Source organism: Yersinia rochesterensis (assembly GCF_003600645.1).
In the GTDB taxonomy this organism is placed as follows: Bacteria; Pseudomonadota; Gammaproteobacteria; order Enterobacterales; family Enterobacteriaceae; genus Yersinia; species Yersinia rochesterensis.
Map to the genome: position 1 here is coordinate 194911 of NZ_CP032482.1, position 18577 is coordinate 213487.

Here is an 18577-nt window from a genome sequence, read left to right on the forward strand (position 1 = left end):
GTGAAAGTGTTGACTGTTTTTGGCACCCGGCCTGAAGCCATTAAAATGGCTCCTCTGGTGCATGCTTTGGCTCAGGATGAAGCCTTTGAATCAAGAGTCTGCGTCACGGCTCAACATCGTGAGATGCTGGACCAAGTGCTGCGTTTATTTGAGATTCAGCCGGACTATGATTTGAATATCATGAAGCCGGGACAGGGATTAACGGAAATAACCTGCCGTATTCTGGAAGGGCTAAAGCCCGTTCTGGAGGAGTTTAAGCCGGATGTAATCTTAGTGCATGGCGATACCACAACGACGTTATCGACCAGTCTTGCCGCATTCTATCAACGTATTCCTGTTGGTCATGTTGAAGCGGGCTTACGCACCGGGGATCTCTATTCACCGTGGCCAGAAGAAGCTAACCGCCAACTGACCGGCCACCTTGCTATGTATCATTTTGCTCCGACAGAGAACTCGCGGCAAAACTTGCTACGCGAGATGGTGCCAGACAACCGCATTTTCGTGACCGGCAATACCGTGATTGATGCGCTGTTCTGGGTCCGTGATCGGGTGATGAACAACCCAGAATTACGCGATAGTTTGGCGGAGCGTTATCCATTCATCGATACCAATAAGAAGATGATTCTGGTGACGGGCCATCGTCGTGAGAGTTTTGGTGGCGGTTTTGAGCGGATTTGTAGTGCATTAGCTGAAATTGCGCTTAAACATCCTGAGGTACAGGTGGTTTATCCGGTGCATCTCAACCCTAACGTCAGTGAGCCGGTCAACCGCATCTTGAAAGGGATTGATAATATCATCCTGATCGACCCGCAAGATTACCTGCCATTCGTTTACCTGATGAATCACGCCTACCTGATCCTGACGGATTCCGGTGGTATTCAGGAAGAAGCGCCTTCATTAGGGAAGCCGGTATTAGTGATGCGGGACACCACTGAGCGCCCGGAAGCCGTCGATTCTGGTACAGTTTTGTTGGTGGGCACTAATATTAATAAAATTGTCGATGCAGTGACCCGCTTGCTGACTGATGAAACTGCCTATCATCAAATGTCACGGGCGCATAATCCTTACGGTGACGGGCATGCCTGTCAACGCATCCTTGAAGCTTTAAAGAATCATCAGGTGACGCTATGAGTTTTGACACTATTTCTGTTATCGGTCTTGGGTATATTGGTCTGCCAACTGCTGCTGCTTTCGCGTCGCGCAAGAAGAAAGTGATTGGCGTGGACGTCAACGCCCATGCGGTTGAAACCATTAATCGCGGTGCAATCCATATCGTGGAGCCGGATTTAGATAAAGTGGTGAAGATTGCTGTCGAAGGCGGTTACTTGCAAGCCGTAACCAAACCGCTGGCTGCCGATGCGTTTCTTATTGCCGTGCCAACACCTTTTAAAGGCGATCATGAGCCGGATATGGTGTATGTAGAATCCGCCGCTAAATCTATTGCCCCTGTTTTGAAAAAAGGTGATTTGGTCATTTTGGAGTCCACTTCTCCGGTGGGAGCCACAGAGCAAATGGCCCAATGGCTGGCTGAAGCTCGCCCTGATTTGAGCTTCCCACAGAACGCGGGTGAAGAGGCAGACATTAACATCGCTTATTGCCCAGAGCGCGTATTGCCGGGCCAGGTGATGGTTGAACTGATTCAAAATGACCGTGTTATCGGCGGTATGACGCCGAAATGTTCTGCCCGCGCCAGTGAGTTGTACAAAATCTTCCTGGAAGGCGAATGTGTGGTGACCAACTCCCGCACCGCAGAAATGTGCAAGCTGACTGAAAACAGCTTCCGCGACGTTAACATTGCTTTCGCCAATGAACTGTCACTGATTTGTGATGAGCAGGGAATCAATGTGTGGGAGCTGATTCGCCTGGCGAACCGCCATCCGCGCGTGAATATCTTGCAGCCAGGCCCTGGTGTTGGCGGCCACTGTATTGCTGTTGACCCATGGTTTATTGTTTCTCAAAATCCACAATTGGCCCGGCTGATTCATACTGCGCGTCTGGTTAATGACGGTAAACCGCTGTGGGTGGTTGACCGCGTTAAAGCGGCAGTTGCTGATTGTCTGGCGGCCACTGACAAACGTGCATCTGAAGTAAAAATTGCCTGCTTCGGTTTGGCATTTAAACCCAATATTGATGACCTGCGCGAAAGTCCGGCGGTTGAAATCGCCCATTTGATCGCACAATGGCACACCGGTGAAACGCTGGTGGTTGAGCCGAATGTTGAGCAATTGCCGAAGTCACTGGCGGGACACGTTACTCTGAAAGATACCGCAACTGCCTTGCAGCAAGCAGATGTGCTGGTGATGCTGGTAGATCACAGCCAATTCAAAGCCATCAAACCAGAAGATGTGAAGCAATCATGGATTGTGGACACTAAAGGAGTATGGCGTTGAGACGTATTCTAGTCACAGGTGGGGCCGGTTTTATCGGCTCTGCCGTGGTAAGACATATTATCGATGGCACCTCAGATAGCGTAGTGGTGGTGGATAAGCTGACCTACGCGGGCAATTTGGAGTCACTGGCAGTGGTTGCTCACAGCGAGCGCTACGCTTTTGAACAGGTTGATATCTGTGACCGCGCTGAGCTGGATCGGGTTTTTGCACAGTATCGACCGGATGTGGTGATGCATTTGGCAGCAGAAAGCCATGTTGACCGCTCTATTGATGGCCCAGCGGCCTTTATCGAGACCAATGTCGTGGGCACTTACCAGATGTTGGAAGCGGCGCGTCATTACTGGCAGCAACTGAGTGCAGAGGAAAAACTGGCGTTTCGCTTCCATCATATCTCCACTGATGAAGTGTATGGCGACCTACACGGCACCGATGATTTATTCACCGAAACCACGCCTTATGCGCCAAGTAGCCCTTATTCTGCATCTAAAGCCTCTAGCGACCATTTAGTTCGCGCGTGGTTGCGAACCTATGGTTTACCGACTTTGGTGACCAATTGTTCCAATAATTATGGCCCATATCATTTTCCTGAGAAATTGATCCCACTGGTCATTCTGAATGCGCTCGCGGGTAAACCGCTGCCAGTGTATGGCAATGGCGCACAGGTTCGTGATTGGCTGTATGTTGAAGATCACGCCCGGGCCTTGTATCAAGTGGTGACCGAGGGTGTGGTGGGCGAAACTTACAATATTGGCGGTCATAACGAGCGCAAGAATATTGAAGTGGTTGAGACTATCTGCACACTTTTGGATGAATTGGTTCCAGAAAAACCGGCAGGAATTGCTCACTATTGTGACCTGATTACCTACGTCAAAGACCGCCCAGGCCATGATATGCGCTATGCCATCGATGCCAGCAAAATTGAGCGGGAACTGGGCTGGCGACCGCAGGAGACTTTCGAAAGTGGTATTCGCAAAACCGTATTATGGTATTTGAATAATGAATCTTGGTGGCGTCGTGTTCAGGACGGTTCTTACGCTGGTGAGCGTCTGGGCTTGAGTGACTGATTTCACCAACACATCTAAAAGTCACTGCAAAGGTATCTAACGTGCTGCTTCAGTTTTGAACAGCACGTTGTTTCAGGTCAAATCAGGAGATCGAATGAAAGGCATAATTCTGGCTGGCGGTTCCGGCACGAGGTTGCACCCCATCACCCGTGGTGTCTCTAAGCAACTGCTTCCTGTTTATGATAAGCCGATGATTTACTATCCGCTGTCAGTGCTGATGCTGGCGGGGATCCGCGACATTCTGATTATTTCCACTCCAGAAGATTTACCGTCATTCCAGCGCTTGCTGGGTAATGGTGAAGAGTTTGGTATCAATCTGAGTTATGCCGCGCAACCTAGCCCCGATGGGCTGGCACAAGCATTTATCATCGGCGAAGAGTTTATCGGCCATGAACCTTGCTGTCTGGTACTCGGCGATAATATCTATTTCGGTCAGGGCTTTAGCCCGAAATTGAAATCTGTCGCGGCGCGTGAGCACGGGGCAACTGTCTTCGGCTATCAAGTCATGGACCCAGAGCGTTTTGGCGTGGTGGAGTTTGATGACAACTTCCGCGCATTGTCGATTGAAGAGAAACCGAGTCAACCGAAGTCCAATTGGGCGGTGACCGGGCTTTATTTCTATGACAATCAAGTGGTTGATTTTGCTAAACAAGTTAAGCCATCGGAACGCGGTGAGCTGGAAATAACCAGCATCAACCAAATGTATTTAGAGCGCGGCGAACTGACGGTAGAATTATTAGGCCGTGGTTTTGCCTGGCTTGATACTGGCACCCATGACAGCTTGATTGAAGCCAGTACCTTTGTGCAAACCGTTGAAAAACGTCAAGGTTTCAAAATTGCCTGTCTGGAAGAAATCTCCTGGCGCAATGGCTGGTTGGATGACGATGGCGTTAAGCGCGCAGCCACGGCGTTAGCCAAAACCGGTTATGGCAAATATCTGTTGGACTTGCTCCATGCCCGTCCACGCCAATATTGAGCCGCTGGCCTGGGAAAGTGAATTTTTCCAGCGCCGGAGTGCAAAACTGATTTTCTCCGACTCAGCCCCGCAACTTAACCCGGCTGAGTTGGATGCTTTTACCCTAATCCAAGCCAAAGTTCCTACCCACCGTCTTGATCTCATTGATTCTCTTGGTCAACTTGACTTCAAGTTAGTCGAAGGCGAAGTTGATTTGTCGCTGCCCGTTGAGGAAAACGATGCGGTTGGCACGGAAAATGCTATATCTCAGGCAGATACCGGAACCTATCAACAGCGGATCGCCACAACCGCGGATATCCCGCTATTGCGCAGTGTTGCTGCCCGTGCTTTTGCATTAAGCCGCTTTCGCGCCCCGTGGTATGACCCACAGGACAGCGGGCGATTTTATGCATTATGGGCGGAGAAGGCCGTACTGGGCACTTTCGACCATCAATGTTTGCTGGTAATGGATACATCGGGGCAACCTGCGGGGTTTGTGACATTACGTGATTTGCAAGATGGCAGTGCGCGTATTGGTCTGTTGGCGGTGTTCCCTGAAGCTCAGGGGAAAGGTATTGGTTCATCATTAATGTCGGCGGCAAAGCAATGGTGCCACAATCATGGGTTACACCGATTACGGGTAGCTACACAGATGAGTAACATTGCTGCTTTACGCCTTTATATTCGCAGCGGGGCCTCGATTGAGAGCACCGCGTATTGGTTATGCAGGGGATGAGATGATTCCATTTAACGCTCCACCGGTAGTCGGCACCGAATTGGGTTATATGCAAGCCGCAATGAGTAGCGGTAAATTATGCGGTGATGGTGGTTTTACCCGTCGTTGCCAGCAGTGGATGGAGAAACGTTTCGATTGCCCGAAAGTGTTACTGACTCCCTCTTGCACAGCCTCATTGGAAATGGCCGCGTTGCTGCTGGATATCAAACCCGGCGATGAAGTCATTATGCCAAGCTTTACCTTCGTTTCGACGGCCAACGCCTTTGTATTGCGTGGCGCGAAAGTGGTGTTTGTGGATATCCGCCCAGACACCATGAATATTGATGAAACCAAGATTGAAGCGGCTATTACCGACAAAACTCGCGTTATCGTGCCGGTTCATTATGCAGGCGTGGCCTGTGAGATGGACACCATCATGGCGCTGGCGAAAAAGCATAATTTGTTTGTGGTAGAAGATGCTGCGCAGGGCGTGATGTCGACTTATAAAGGCAAAGCACTGGGCACTATCGGCCATATTGGTTGCTTTAGCTTCCATGAGACTAAAAACTACACAGCGGGTGGTGAAGGTGGTGCGACGCTAATCAATGACAAATCACTGATTGACCGCGCTGAAGTTATCCGTGAGAAAGGGACTAACCGTAGCCAGTTCTTCCGTGGGCTGGTCGACAAATATACCTGGCGTGATATTGGCTCCAGTTATTTGATGTCTGATTTGCAGGCCGCATATCTATGGGGTCAGTTGGAAGCAGCAGAGCAAATCAATGAACGCCGCCTGGGGCTGTGGCATACTTACTATAATGCTTTCAAACCCTTGGCTGATGCTGGGTGCATTGATTTACCGGTGATCCCTGACAATCTGGAACAGAACGCGCACATGTTTTATATCAAACTGCGTGATATTGAAGAGCGTTCTGCGTTCATCAGCTACTTAAAAGAAGCTGAGATCATGGCGGTATTCCACTACATTCCATTGCATGCTTGTCCGGCAGGTGAGGAATTTGGGCGTATGGACGGTGAAGACCGCTTTACCACCCAAGAAAGTGAGCGTCTGGTGCGCTTGCCGATCTTCTATAACCTGACTGATGTGAATCAGAGCACGGTCATTAATACTGTTCTGAGTTTCTTCGCCTGATATGTCTCTGGCAAAAGCATCGATTTGGACTGCTGGCTCTACGCTGATTAAAATCGGCGTAGGGTTGTTAGTGGTAAAACTGCTGGCGGTGACCTTTGGCCCCAGTGGTGTTGGGCAGGCGGGTAACTTCCGCCAGTTAATTACGGTATTAGGCGTGCTCTCCGGCGCGGGTATCTTTAACGGTATTACTAAATATGTTGCTGAATATCATCAGCAACCTGAACGTTTGCGAGCCGTTGTGGGGACGTCATCAGCGATTGTGCTGGGGTTTTCAACGCTGCTGGCATTGGTTTTCCTGTTGGCGGCTAAACCGGTCAGTATTGCGTTATTCGGCCATGCTGATTACCAGAATGTGGTGCGAGCGGTGGCGTTTATCCAAATGGGGATTGCCTACGCCAACCTGTTTTTAGCCATTCTCAAAGGCTATCGCGATGCGATGGGTAATGCGCTGGCGGTGATCGGCGGCAGCCTGATTGGCGTAGTCGCGTACTATATTTGCTTCCGGATCGGCGGTTATCCTGGCGCGCTATTGGGCTTGGCATTAGTCCCCGCGCTGGTGGTTATTCCTGCTGTCGCCATGTTGATTCGGCGCAAGACTATTCCGCTCAGCTATCTTAAACTTAGCTGGGACAAAGCATTAGCCAGCCATTTGGGTAAATTTACCATTATGGCGTTGATTACCTCGGTAACCTTGCCGGTTGCCTATGTGATGATGCGTAACTTGCTGGCTGACCGCTATGGCTGGGATGCTGTCGGGATTTGGCAAGGGGTAAGCAGTATTTCAGATGCTTATCTACAATTTATCACAGCGTCATTTACCGTCTATTTACTGCCGACACTCTCAAGGCTCAAAGCTAAAGCAGATATTTCCCGTGAAATTCTGCGCTCATTGAAATTTGTGTTACCGGCTGTAGCGACCGCCAGTTTGATGGTCTGGTTATTACGTGATTTTGCTATTTGGCTGTTGTTTTCTCATCAGTTTACGGCCATGCGCGACCTCTTCGCTTGGCAGTTGGTCGGTGATGTATTGAAGGTCGGGTCTTACGTGTTCGGCTATCTGGTGATTGCCAAAGCGTCTTTACGTTTTTATATTCTGACGGAAGTCAGCCAGTTCTTACTGTTGACCGGGTTTGCCCATTGGTTAATCCCAATGAATGGCTCTTTGGGCGCGGCACAGGCTTATATGGCCACTTATATCGTCTATTTTGCGCTCTGTAGCTGCGTATTCCTTATGTATCGTAGACATTCATCACCGTAAACACTCTTTACAGTAGAAAAAAATGACAACCCTGATTCATGTACTGGGATCTGATATCCCGCACCATAATCTAACTGTATTGCGCTTCTTCAATGATGTGCTGACAACCCGCGTGCCCGCCGATCAGGCGCGGCATTTTATGGTGGCGGCAAAAGAAACGGCTCCTTTCTCATCATTCCCGCAGTTGGATATTGAAACGCACAGTGATAAAAAAAGCTTGGCCGAGGCAGTCATTGCCCGCGCACAGGCTTCCCGCGAGACGCGCTTCTTCTGGCATGGGCAGTTTAATGCCACTTTGTGGCTGGCATTACTGAGTGGGAAAATCAAACCGCACCAGGTTTATTGGCATATTTGGGGCGCGGATTTATATGAAGATGCCAAGAGCTTGAAATTCCGCCTGTTTTACCTGCTGCGCCGTATTGCTCAAGGGCGGGTAGGGCACGTTTTTGCAACTCGGGGCGATTTAATTTATTTCCAACAGCGCCATCCTCGGGTTCCGGCGTCATTGCTCTATTTCCCAACCCGTATGGACCCAGCATTAACTGGCGTCAATATTGAGAAGCCGCTAGCGGGGCCAATGACGATTCTGGTGGGGAATTCGGGTGATACCACCAACCGCCATATTGAGGCGCTAAAATCTATTCATCAACAATTTGGCCCTGATGCCCGAGTCATTCTACCGATGGGGTATCCGGCGAATAATGAGCTGTATATTGAACGAGTTAGGCAAGCGGGTTTGGCGCTGTTTGCGCAAGATAACCTGCGCATTCTGACGGAACAGATCCCGTTTGATGACTATCTGAATATCCTGCGTGAGTGCGATTTGGGCTATTTCATTTTTAATCGCCAGCAAGGCATCGGCACCCTGTGTTTATTGACCCAGTTTGGCGTGCCCTTTGTGTTAAGCCGTAAAAATCCATTCTGGCAAGATTTAGCTGAGCAGCATATTCCGGTGCTTTTCTATGGCGATGCTTTGGATGAACCATTGATTCGCGAGGCGCAGCGCCAGCTAGCGGGGTTGGATAAGCAATCTATCGCATTCTTTAACCCTAACTATATCGAGGGTTGGCAACAGGCGCTGGCTCTTGCCGCAGGAGAACACCCATGACGCTGGGGCAATTTGGCGGTCTTTTCAGTGTCTATCTGCTCGCTGTTATCTTCATCTTGATATTGACCTATCAGGAGTTTCGGCGGGTGCGCTTTAACTTCAATGTGCTGTTTTCAATGCTCTATTTGCTGACATTCTATTTCGGCTTCCCATTGACCTGCATGTTGGTGTTCCAGTTTGGTGTGGCGGTGGTGCCAGTTGAGTATTTACTGTACGCCATGCTGTCCGCCACGGCGTTTTATGGCATTTACTATGTCAGTTATAAAACCCGCCTGAGCAAGCCGCGTAGCCAACCGCGCGCGCCGATATTCACCATGAATCGGGTTGAAACCAATTTGACCTGGATCCTGCTGGCGCTGGTGGCTATCGGCACTGTCGGCCTGTTCTTTATGCAGAATGGTTTCCTGCTATTCAAGCTGGATTCTTACAGTAAGATTTTCTCCAGCGATGTTTCCGGTGTGGCGCTGAAGCGCTTTTTCTACTTCTTTATCCCGGCGATGTTGGTGGTCTATTTCCTCAAACAGGATATGCGCGCCTGGTTTTTCTTCCTGGCAAGCACCGTGGCATTTGGCATCCTGACCTATGTTATCGTCGGCGGCACCCGCGCTAATATCATTATCGCGTTCTCATTATTCCTGTTTATTGGCATTGTTCGCGGCTGGATAACCTTGTGGATGCTGGCGGCAGCCGGGGTCTTCGGCATTGTCGGCATGTTCTGGTTGGCCCTGAAACGTTATGGTCTGGATGTGAGCGGCTCAGAAGCGTTTTACACTTTCCTGTATCTGACGCGCGATACTTTCTCGCCGTGGGAAAACCTCGGATTACTGCTACAAAACTACGACAAAATAGATTTTCAGGGATTAGCGCCGATTATCCGCGATTTCTATGTGTTTATTCCAAGTTCCTTGTGGCCAGCCCGCCCTGATTTGGTCTTGAATACCGCCAATTACTTTACCTGGGATGTGCTCGATAACCACTCTGGACTGGCTATTTCCCCCACTCTGATTGGGTCTTTGGTGGTGATGGGCGGGGTGCTGTTTATCCCACTGGGGGCCATTGTGGTGGGGTTAATCATTAAATGGTTCGATTGGTTGTATGAGCAAGGTAAAGCAGAGAAGAATCGCTACAAAGCCGCCATCCTGCAAAGTTTCTGTTTTGGGGCGGTATTTAACATTATTGTGTTGGCGCGCGAAGGGTTAGATTCCTTTGTCTCGCGAGTGGTCTTTTTCTGTGTGATTTTTGGTGCCTGTTTGATACTGGCGAAATTGTTGTATTGGTTATTCGATACGGCGGGTTTGATAAAGCAACGGGTACAGCGTCGTGCGGGTAAGTCGACGCCGCTATCCGCGCCCCAAGCAAGCAGCCAACAGTAAGGATCGTGATGGAACAGAATACTGATATTCCCAAAGCTATTGATACTCCAAAAGCCAGTGATATTCCAAAATACAGTGTCCGTGGCTTCGACATTTGGGGCTTTCGTGACATGGAACAGGTGCTCAATCATCTGCTGAGCAGTGGCCCGGTGAAAACCGGCACGCTGGTGGCAATGAATGCAGAGAAACTGCTGAAAGCCGAGGATGATGCCGCTCTGCGTGACCTGATTAGTGACGCTGAATACCTGTATGCCGATGGCATCAGCATGGTGCGTGCTATCCGCCGTAAATATCCGCAAGCGCAACTGTCGCGAGTGGCGGGGGCCGACTTGTGGGAAGCGATAATGCAACGCGCGGGTCAGCAAGGGACGCCGGTATTTTTGGTCGGCGGCAAGCCAGATATTCTCGCCGAAACCGAAGCCAAGTTGCGTGCGCAATGGAATGTGAATCTGGTGGGCAGTCAGGACGGTTATTTCACTCCAGAACAGCGCGAAGCGCTATTTGCCCGGATTGCGGCCAGTGGCGCGGCAATCGTCACGGTTGCCATGGGGTCGCCTAAACAGGAAATATTTATGCGTGATTGCCGTAAAGCATACCCTGATGCGCTCTATATGGGGGTTGGCGGCACTTACGACGTCTTTACCGGCCATGTTAAGCGAGCGCCCAAAATATGGCAAAATATGGGGCTGGAGTGGCTATATCGTCTGTTGGCGCAACCCAGCCGTATCCGTCGTCAATTCAAGTTACTCAAGTTTGTTGGTTATTATTACAGCGGTCGCTTGTAATAACCTTTTTGGCTTCAGGGTCAAGTTTGGCCCTGAGGTTATAAACCCTCCTATATTCATTTCCCTAATTAATACTGCCAGTGATTAATTCCATTATGGAATTAATTTCAGTATTTTTATTCCATAAAGTTTTAGTTTCTTATTTGCTTATCTGACCCAGATACGGAACGATACCGGCCGATCAGGTCTTTTCGGTCATTCAAGGGCCGTTTTTCTATTATTTAATCTGTATTAATAATTAAGCTAAATGTTTCATTTGGTCGTTAATTTTATATTGAATAATAAAAACAACCGGGGAATCCGGAGCAGACACATCAGTTGGTTATAGAGGATATATGGCAGACAACGAAGAGAAAAAAGGATTACACCGTGGGCTGGAGGCCCGACATATCGAACTGATAGCGTTGGGCGGTACCATTGGAGTTGGGCTATTTATGGGGTCCGCCAGCACATTAAAATGGGCGGGGCCATCGGTCTTACTGGCTTATATTATTGCGGGCTTATTTGTATTCTTCATTATGCGGTCAATGGGCGAAATGCTCTATCTGGAGCCGGTTGCCGGCTCTTTTGCCGTGTATGCACATAAATATCTCAGCCCCTATTTCGGCTATCTAACAGCTTGGGGTTATTGGTTTATGTGGATAGCGGTGGGGATATCTGAAATTACCGCGATTGGCGTGTATGTTCAGTTTTGGTTCCCAGAAATGCCGCAATGGTTACCCGCTATTGCGGGGGTGGCAATAGTGGCGCTGGCTAATCTCGCGGCGGTCAGACTGTATGGTGAGCTGGAGTTCTGGTTTGCGATGATCAAAGTCACCACCATCATTGTGATGATTCTGGTGGGGTTAGGGGTTATTTTCTTCGGTTTTGGTAATCACGGCCAGGCCATTGGTTTTGATAACCTGACAGCCCACGGCGGCTTCTTCGCTGGGGGGTGGAAAGGCTTCATGTTTGCGCTGTGTATTGTGGTGGCATCCTATCAGGGGGTTGAACTGGTGGGGATTACGGCGGGTGAGGCGAGGAATCCGCAAGTCACATTAAAGCGAGCTATCAATAACATCCTCTGGCGCATCCTAATTTTCTATGTCGGCGCGATTTTCGTGATTGTCACTATCTTCCCGTGGGACGGCATTGGGACGGGGGGCAGCCCGTTTGTACTGACTTTTGCCAAGATAGGGATAGTTTCAGCCGCGGGTATTATCAACTTTGTGGTGCTCACCGCCGCGCTGTCGGGGTGTAATAGTGGCATGTATAGTGGCGGGCGCATGTTGTATGCGCTGGCGAAGAACCGCCAGTTGCCGGCTGTCCTGACTAAACTGTCTGCCAGCGGTGTTCCGGTTTACTGTATTGCCGTCACGATTTTGTGTTTGCTGGCGGGGTCGAGCCTCAATTACATCATTCCTAATCCACAGCAGGTGTTTGTGTATGTTTACAGCGCCAGCGTGTTGCCGGGCATGGTGCCGTGGTTCGTGGTCTTAGTCAGCCAATTGCGTTTCCGACAGGTACACAAAGAGGCATTGAAGCAACATCCGTTTAAATCCATCATGTTCCCCTATGTAAACTATCTCACCATCGCTTTCCTGATTTGTGTGTTAGTGGGGATGGGCATTAACCCAGATACTCGGTTATCTTTGTTGGTTGGGGTGATTTTCCTTGGCTTGGTGACGGCCTGCTATTTTAGCTTGGGAATGCATAAACAGAAGGTAGCTGACACAAAGCGGCTATAAAACCAGCGAATAGGGCGGAGTGAGGGCTAGCAATAGCTGACTTTTGCGGCAGAGTGTGCAAAGCGTAAGCAAACACACCATTTCTTCTAAAAAAGCACTAGACAGCCAAGTATTAAAACCGTAGTATCCTCACCCGCAACGGCGCTAAGCGCCCGTAGCTCAGCTGGATAGAGCGCTGCCCTCCGGAGGCAGAGGTCTCAGGTTCGAATCCTGTCGGGCGCACCATTAATTTTGTGTGCAAGAGCTGCGGTGGTAAGATTGCCGCGTACGACGAAGTCGAAGTAAGCTGTAAGTAGTAGGAAGTTATGGTGGCTATAGCTCAGTTGGTAGAGCCCTGGATTGTGATTCCAGTTGTCGTGGGTTCGAGCCCCATTAGCCACCCCAAATTTTGTGGAACATGCGATGGTGGCGGAATTGGTAGACGCGCTAGCTTCAGGTGTTAGTGTCCTTACGGACGTGAGGGTTCAAGTCCCTCCCTTCGCACCACACAAAACATGTAGATTTTATTAAGATTTACATGGACATAGGTCGAAAGACCATGTAGAGTAAGCAGTAAGAAATCGGCGAGTAGCGCAGCTTGGTAGCGCAACTGGTTTGGGACCAGTGGGTCGGAGGTTCGAATCCTCTCTCGCCGACCAATTTCAGAAGAAACCCCGCAATGCGGGGTTTTTTTTCGCCTGTATTTTGTCTCAGTCTTATTTTTTTCAAGTCTACTTCCCCTGTTACTCATCTCCCTTATCATCTCATCCTACTATCCGTAGCTGTGTTCATTCCTCTGGCATAAGAAACTGCTGTCGGCCCTTTTTGATCAAATACAGCATGTAGCCTGGCCAGAACCTCTCTTTATTGAGTAAGAAGTGAAGTTATCTGGTGAGAAGTGAAGTGTTGGTTTTTTGCGACAAAAGCCAGATGCTTTGTCTCTAAACAGAGACACATAATTAACTGATAAATATAAAGAAAAAAAATGTCAGTTTATAACGTCGTTTTGTAGCGACAGATCACTTTGATAGGATGAATCTCAGTATGATGGGATGGGTGTATTACAGGATGAGTGAGTATAAAAATAAAATAATTAATTATCATATAATTACGGGATTTTTATTGAGAGCGTGAGTAAAAAACCCGCCAAGTTTTACGACTTGGCACGCTAAGTGCATTATCTACCCTGTAGATGCTCATCCCACTTATTATGATAGCTTGGTTTTATAACCAATATAGCTTCATAAACCCAGGGATGACGCAGAGCCGATTTTAGGGTGCCTATTGTCCATGTAAACGATGTTGCATATCTTCATCACATACCGGGCATAACGTTGAGTGAGGCACCGACATTGTTGTCTGTAGACCTGAAAATTTCAGACGCTTGCCTTTTTGGGCAAGCGTTTTTTTTGCATACCCTTCGTCCTTGAAGCCGCAGGGTTGTTAGCTGCGCGCACTTACCCGAATCACTTACTTGAGTAAGCTCAGCGGGATGCGTTTGTTGGCTGCCTACCTGCAACTCCAATGACTTTGGGTACTCTTTGCTACTTGAAGCCGCAGGGTTGTTAGCTGCGCGCACTTACCCGAATCACTTACTTGAGTAAGCTCAGCGGGATGCGTTTGTTGGCTGCCTACCTGCAACTCCAATGACTTTGGGTACTCTTTGCTACTTGAAGCCGCAGGGTTGTTAGCTGCGCGGCACTTACCCGAATCAGGGGTAAAGAAAAGGCCCCCGAAGGAGCCTCAGACTGCTGACAAAACCAAATGAAGGGGAATCGTACCGTTGGGGTCACTTTTAGTTTCAAACACAAGTACGTGAGCCACCGAAGTACTCCTAGGTGCGGTAAACCCTTCACTCACTGAGCTACTCGCGTGCTATCAAAGTGATTCGCCATTCTGCCGCAGAGTGAGCAATAGCCCCTCGCGGCGTGCCTGTGCGGCATCCTCAGGGCGGTGTAGTTTATCCAGGGCATCTGCCAGCCATGCATAATCATACCCGTCTGGGCGCTGTGCAAGCGCGGCTTTAAAGGCCTCACTGGCTTTTTCCCATTCCCCATGTTTCAGCATTAACTGGCCCAAAGTGCTATTGAGCAAGGGTGTGGCTCCGTGCTGTTTGATGTGCTGGCGTAATGATTTCTCCAGTGGCTCCGGATTGCCAGATTTCAACCGTGGGATCAATAACACCAACCGCTCATCATACTGGCGCTTCAGACCATCCAGAATGATTTGCTGGGCGACATCACTGTCATCACATTCAATCAGATGTTCCGCTAAGGCGACTTGCAGTGGGATCTCATTGCGCACTTTGCGGCTTTGATCTTTCCACCAGCGTTTCAGGCCATCGCTGCCTTCTTCTGCCATACATTGATTCATTATGCCAATATAAGCTTGCTGCTCCAGCGCGGCGATTTCCTCAGCGGTATGCACCTGGGCTTTGTTCATTGCCGGTAAAATTTCCAATAATGAACTGTAAGCACCCGAACGCAGATAAGCAAGTTCGGCCAAACGCAGCACTTCCGGATGACGTGGGGCTTGATCCAAGAGCCGGTCAACGCCATGACGAGCGGCATGCACATGCCCTTGCGCCAACTGAATGCGTACCCGAGTGATATCGACCGGCAATTGCTCGGTATCAGCCACTTCTGCTGCTCGCTCAAGATATTGATTGGTACGGAATTCATCACCGCGTTGCTGGGCCGCTTCCGCCGCCAGTAGATAATTTACCATCGGCTGTTCAGCATGATCGGCATTGCGCGTCAGTAGCTTCTCAACTTGTTTGAAATCACCTTCAGCCAGTTTGATCAGTGCCGCCTTGGTTTGCTTGCGGGCGCGGGTGCGTTTGCGGCCCAAGAACCAGCCTCGGGTGCGGGCGCCGGTGCGGAAAATACGGCGCAATATCCATTCCACTATCAGGAATGCGACCAACACCAAGACCAACATAATGACCAAACCGGTGACGCTGGTTTCGACGTTATAGTTGTCAGTCTGGATTAATACATAGCCCTGATGACCTGCCAGCATAGGGCCAAGGACGATCCCGGCAGTCAGAATGAGGAATAACAGTAAGACTCGCAGCATACTTATTCCCCCTGAGTGGCGACTGGCGTCTGTGCCAGTAAGTTACGAACCCGGGTTTGCATCAATTTTTCCAGCATCGGCTGGCTTTTCAATTGATCAGGTACATCCATTGAAATTGATTGCTGACTTAGGTTCTCCAATTCATCCAGAAACGCCTTAGTGTTCGGGTCATTCACATCAAAATAAGCACGCACCCAAGTGGAAATCGTCTCTAGCGATTGTTTATACACTTCATCCTGATGTCGAGGCACGGCCTGAGCGGCTACCAGCAAGCGGGAGCGGATATTTTCACGTAAATAAACATCCTGATTGGGTGCTAACAGTGGCTCAGCGCTACTATCACGGCGGCGAATAGTAATGAAGTCAGACATAAAGCTATGCCAACTTTTAGTCAGATTCTGACGCCATTCAGCTAACGAGCTGGACAGCTCATCGCTATTGGCATCCATCGGCGAATCATCAATATTATTATCGGCGAGACGCAGGTTATCGACTTGATTAGACAATTGATTCAGTTTGAGAATGATGCCGTCGAAATCGACTTGAGAAACCGCCGACAGGGCGCTGATATCTTCCGTTAATGCACGGCGCACGTCGATAAGGCTCGGGTCATTCATATCTGCCAGGCTGGCATCGGCACTTTTCAGTAAGGTCGCCGCGGTGGTGACGTCTTGATCACTCCACAGTTTGCGCCCAGCCATTTTCACCAGAAAATCAGCTTGTGCTAGTAACCAGGTTTTGGCATCGCTTCCTGAAATCGTGGCGACTTTTTCCTGCAACTCATTCAACTGACGCGTCAGCGATGTTTGTTGGCGGTCAGCCGCTTCCAGCGCCTTGCTTTGCTGCTGCAATAATGACTCAAGTTGCTGTTTTTCCTGCAACTGACTCTGTTTTAATTCAGTTAGCTGTTGTTGTAGCGCGATATTGGCCGCTGCTTGTAACTGAGCCTGCTGCTGTCCGTGATAATAAAGCCCGGCACCTAGCGCGATGACCAGTGCAATAGCAATGGCTCCCAGAATTGGCCCGGTTTTTTTCTCCTGGCGGACTTCTGGTTCTGGCTGTTGGTGCCTCTCAGCCGCAGTGGTTGTCTCTTCCACTGGCGCGGATGGGGTATTTTGTTCCGTCATATTGGGCATCCCATAGTCAGGTTTCAGGTTTATTGAAAATCTTGTAGTGCGCGGATCAGCGCATCATTATCAGCATTGTCCGCTACCCGGATATGGCTCCAGCCCATTTGGGCCGCTAAGGTAGCGAGGCGGTCACTCACCACCACTAATCGGCAGCGGAGCAGCCAGGACAAACGATAATAATCAGGAACCAAAGTATAGATCTGTTGCAACATTTCGCCGCTGGTCACCACCAGAATATCGACTCCGGCACGTTGCCAGTGCGCACTTTGTTCACTGCCATCATAAAATATCGGGCTGCGTTGATAACATTCGCAAAAAGTTACCGTGGCTCCCCGCTCAGTCAAGCTTTCACCGAGCAGCTCGCGCCCGCCATTACCGCGTAATAACAGCGCTTTCTTGCCCGCCAAATTTTGCAAGTCGGGCAATGATAACAGCATCTCGCTGGTCTCTCCCGTGGGGGGGAAAGTGACGTGCAAACGGCTGACGGTATGCAATGCTAATGCTGTGTTACGACCAATAGCATAATAAGATAACTGTGCAGGCCATGACAGGTTATTTCTTTTTAACAGCGGGCTAGCGTAGCGCACCGCATTCTGCGACAAAGCAAAAACCAAGTCACCGGCTTGCATATCTTGCAGTAATGCGGGCAGTTTTGGCAGGTCTTCGCCGGGAGAAAAATCAATCAATGGCGCGTGATAGGCAACCCGGCCCAGCGCACGCAGGCGGCTGACTAACTGCTCCCCGGCAGGGGATGGACGGGTTACCAGAATTGTCATAGTGGTGGATTATCCCGATAAACTTCAGCCAGAATTTCGCGCGCGCCCCTAGCTAGCAACTCATCGGCCAGCTCAACACCCATTTGCTCTGCATTTTCAGCCGGCCCACGGCGCTCACCGCGAATAATCTCGCTGCCATCGGGTGCGCCAACCAGTGCGCGGAGCCACAGTGTGTCGCCATCCAATTCTGCATAACTGCCAATAGGGACCTGACAGCCTCCTTCAAGGCGAGTATTCATGGCGCGTTCTGCACATACGCGCAATTCAGTGTCGCGATGATTCAGTGGTGCCAACAGTTTGCGGGTAAAATCATCGTCCAGACGGCATTCAATGCCGACCGCGCCTTGGCCAACCGCAGGTAAGGATTCCTCCGCCGGCATGGCATAGCGAATTCGTGTTTCCAGCCCGAGGCGCTTCAGGCCTGCAACCGCCAAAATAATGGCGTGATATTCACCTTTATCTAACTTGGCAAGACGAGTGCCGACGTTACCGCGCAGATCACGGATAATCAGATCCGGGCGGCGTTCGCGCAATTGGCACTGGCGGCGCAAGCTTGAGGTGCCCACGATGCTGCCAGCAGGCAGGTCATCCAAATGGGCATAATTCATTGATACGAAAGCATCACGAGGGTCATCTCGCTCACAAATCGTTACCAGACCCAACCCGTCGGGGAAAGCGATCGGCACATCTTTCATCGAATGAACGGCAATATCGGCACGGCCGTCCAGCATCGCCAACTCTAATTCTTTGACGAACAAACCTTTACCACCGACTTTGGCCAGCGGCGTGTCCAGAATGATGTCCCCACGGGTCACCATTGGCACTAATTCGACTTGCAGACCGGGATGATTGGTTTGCAGTAAATGTTGAACATAATGTGCTTGCCATAAGGCGAGCGGGCTTTGTCGGGTGGCAATTCGAATAATTTTGTCTAACATTTCTTGTTACCGTTTTTATATTTTACGGCCCATCCTACCATTGACCGGTGAAAACTGTCAGTGCGGTAGCCACATCAACCGGGCGGATAAGAGCATAGGAAAGCCACTATTCTAACAAATACTTGTCTGGATAAGGGGTTTATAGCTT

15 protein-coding genes and 4 tRNA genes are annotated in these 18577 nt (G+C 49.9%); 15 read left to right on the top strand and 4 right to left on the bottom strand.

Going from position 1 to position 18577, the window contains the following annotated elements; genetic code table 11:
• The 15 genes from wecB to DXZ79_RS01005 all read left to right on the top strand — a co-directional run bounded on the left by wecB (position 1) and on the right by DXZ79_RS01005 (position 13166).
• Entirely contained in the window at positions 1–1131 is a 1131-nt protein-coding gene (wecB, locus tag DXZ79_RS00935) for a non-hydrolyzing UDP-N-acetylglucosamine 2-epimerase (RefSeq protein ID WP_038638142.1), read from the top strand.
• Positions 1128–2390, top strand: a complete 1263-nt coding sequence (gene wecC, locus DXZ79_RS00940) for a UDP-N-acetyl-D-mannosamine dehydrogenase (RefSeq protein WP_038638146.1) — start codon at positions 1128–1130, stop codon at positions 2388–2390. The genes wecB and wecC overlap by 4 nt, the downstream gene beginning before the upstream one ends.
• The gene (gene rffG / locus DXZ79_RS00945) at positions 2381–3454 is read left to right on the top strand and encodes a dTDP-glucose 4,6-dehydratase (RefSeq protein WP_172667628.1); all 1074 of its coding nucleotides are present in this window, start codon (positions 2381–2383) and stop codon (positions 3452–3454) included. Before wecC ends, rffG begins: the two co-directional genes overlap by 10 nt.
• Before the next feature lie 94 nt (positions 3455–3548).
• Positions 3549–4430, top strand: coding sequence for a glucose-1-phosphate thymidylyltransferase RfbA (gene rfbA / locus DXZ79_RS00950; protein WP_038638148.1), 882 nt, complete (start codon positions 3549–3551; stop codon positions 4428–4430).
• On the top strand, positions 4408–5145 hold the full coding sequence (gene rffC, locus DXZ79_RS00955; protein ID WP_038638151.1) for a dTDP-4-amino-4,6-dideoxy-D-galactose acyltransferase: 738 nt from the start codon (positions 4408–4410) through the stop codon (positions 5143–5145). Before rfbA ends, rffC begins: the two co-directional genes overlap by 23 nt.
• Before the next feature lies 1 nt (position 5146).
• Complete coding sequence (rffA, locus tag DXZ79_RS00960) at positions 5147–6277, top strand: dTDP-4-amino-4,6-dideoxygalactose transaminase (RefSeq protein ID WP_038638154.1); 1131 nt, start codon at positions 5147–5149, stop codon at positions 6275–6277.
• 1 nt (position 6278) lies between these two features.
• Positions 6279–7535, top strand: coding sequence for a lipid III flippase WzxE (gene wzxE / locus DXZ79_RS00965; RefSeq protein ID WP_038638157.1), 1257 nt, complete (start codon positions 6279–6281; stop codon positions 7533–7535).
• Positions 7536–7557: 22 nt separating this feature from the next.
• Positions 7558–8643 carry a TDP-N-acetylfucosamine:lipid II N-acetylfucosaminyltransferase gene (locus tag DXZ79_RS00970; RefSeq protein WP_038638160.1) on the top strand — a complete coding sequence of 362 codons (1086 nt, stop codon included), beginning with the start codon at positions 7558–7560 and terminating at the stop codon, positions 8641–8643.
• The gene (gene wzyE / locus DXZ79_RS00975; protein ID WP_038638162.1) at positions 8640–10016 is read left to right on the top strand and encodes an ECA oligosaccharide polymerase; all 1377 of its coding nucleotides are present in this window, start codon (positions 8640–8642) and stop codon (positions 10014–10016) included. Before DXZ79_RS00970 ends, wzyE begins: the two co-directional genes overlap by 4 nt.
• 8 nt (positions 10017–10024) lie before the next feature.
• Positions 10025–10801: a lipopolysaccharide N-acetylmannosaminouronosyltransferase gene (gene wecG, locus DXZ79_RS00980; protein ID WP_038638164.1), complete on the top strand. Its 777-nt coding sequence runs from the start codon at positions 10025–10027 to the stop codon at positions 10799–10801.
• Between the two features lie 335 nt (positions 10802–11136).
• Positions 11137–12528 carry a bifunctional threonine/serine APC transporter ThrP gene (gene thrP, locus DXZ79_RS00985; RefSeq protein ID WP_038638167.1) on the top strand — a complete coding sequence of 464 codons (1392 nt, stop codon included), beginning with the start codon at positions 11137–11139 and terminating at the stop codon, positions 12526–12528.
• Positions 12529–12676: 148 nt separating this feature from the next.
• Positions 12677–12753, top strand: a tRNA-Arg gene (locus DXZ79_RS00990).
• 83 nt (positions 12754–12836) lie between these two features.
• Positions 12837–12912 (top strand) — tRNA-His (locus DXZ79_RS00995).
• A 15-nt stretch (positions 12913–12927) separates the two neighbouring features.
• Positions 12928–13014, top strand: a tRNA-Leu gene (locus DXZ79_RS01000).
• A gap of 75 nt (positions 13015–13089) precedes the next feature.
• Positions 13090–13166 (top strand) — tRNA-Pro (locus DXZ79_RS01005).
• A 1219-nt stretch (positions 13167–14385) separates the two neighbouring features.
• Here DXZ79_RS01005 and hemY read toward each other — a convergent pair.
• Genes hemY through hemC form a run of 4 tightly spaced genes read right to left on the bottom strand, consistent with a single transcriptional unit; the run spans position 14386 to position 18429 of the window.
• Positions 14386–15585, bottom strand: a complete 1200-nt coding sequence (gene hemY / locus DXZ79_RS01015; RefSeq protein ID WP_038638170.1) for a protoheme IX biogenesis protein HemY — start codon at positions 15583–15585, stop codon at positions 14386–14388.
• A 2-nt stretch (positions 15586–15587) separates the two neighbouring features.
• Entirely contained in the window at positions 15588–16712 is a 1125-nt protein-coding gene (gene hemX, locus DXZ79_RS01020; protein ID WP_038638173.1) for a uroporphyrinogen-III C-methyltransferase, read from the bottom strand.
• A gap of 29 nt (positions 16713–16741) precedes the next feature.
• Positions 16742–17491, bottom strand: coding sequence for a uroporphyrinogen-III synthase (gene hemD, locus DXZ79_RS01025; RefSeq protein WP_038638175.1), 750 nt, complete (start codon positions 17489–17491; stop codon positions 16742–16744).
• Complete coding sequence (gene hemC, locus DXZ79_RS01030; RefSeq protein ID WP_038638178.1) at positions 17488–18429, bottom strand: hydroxymethylbilane synthase; 942 nt, start codon at positions 18427–18429, stop codon at positions 17488–17490. Before hemC ends, hemD begins: the two co-directional genes overlap by 4 nt.
• Positions 18430–18577: the final 148 nt, after the last annotated feature.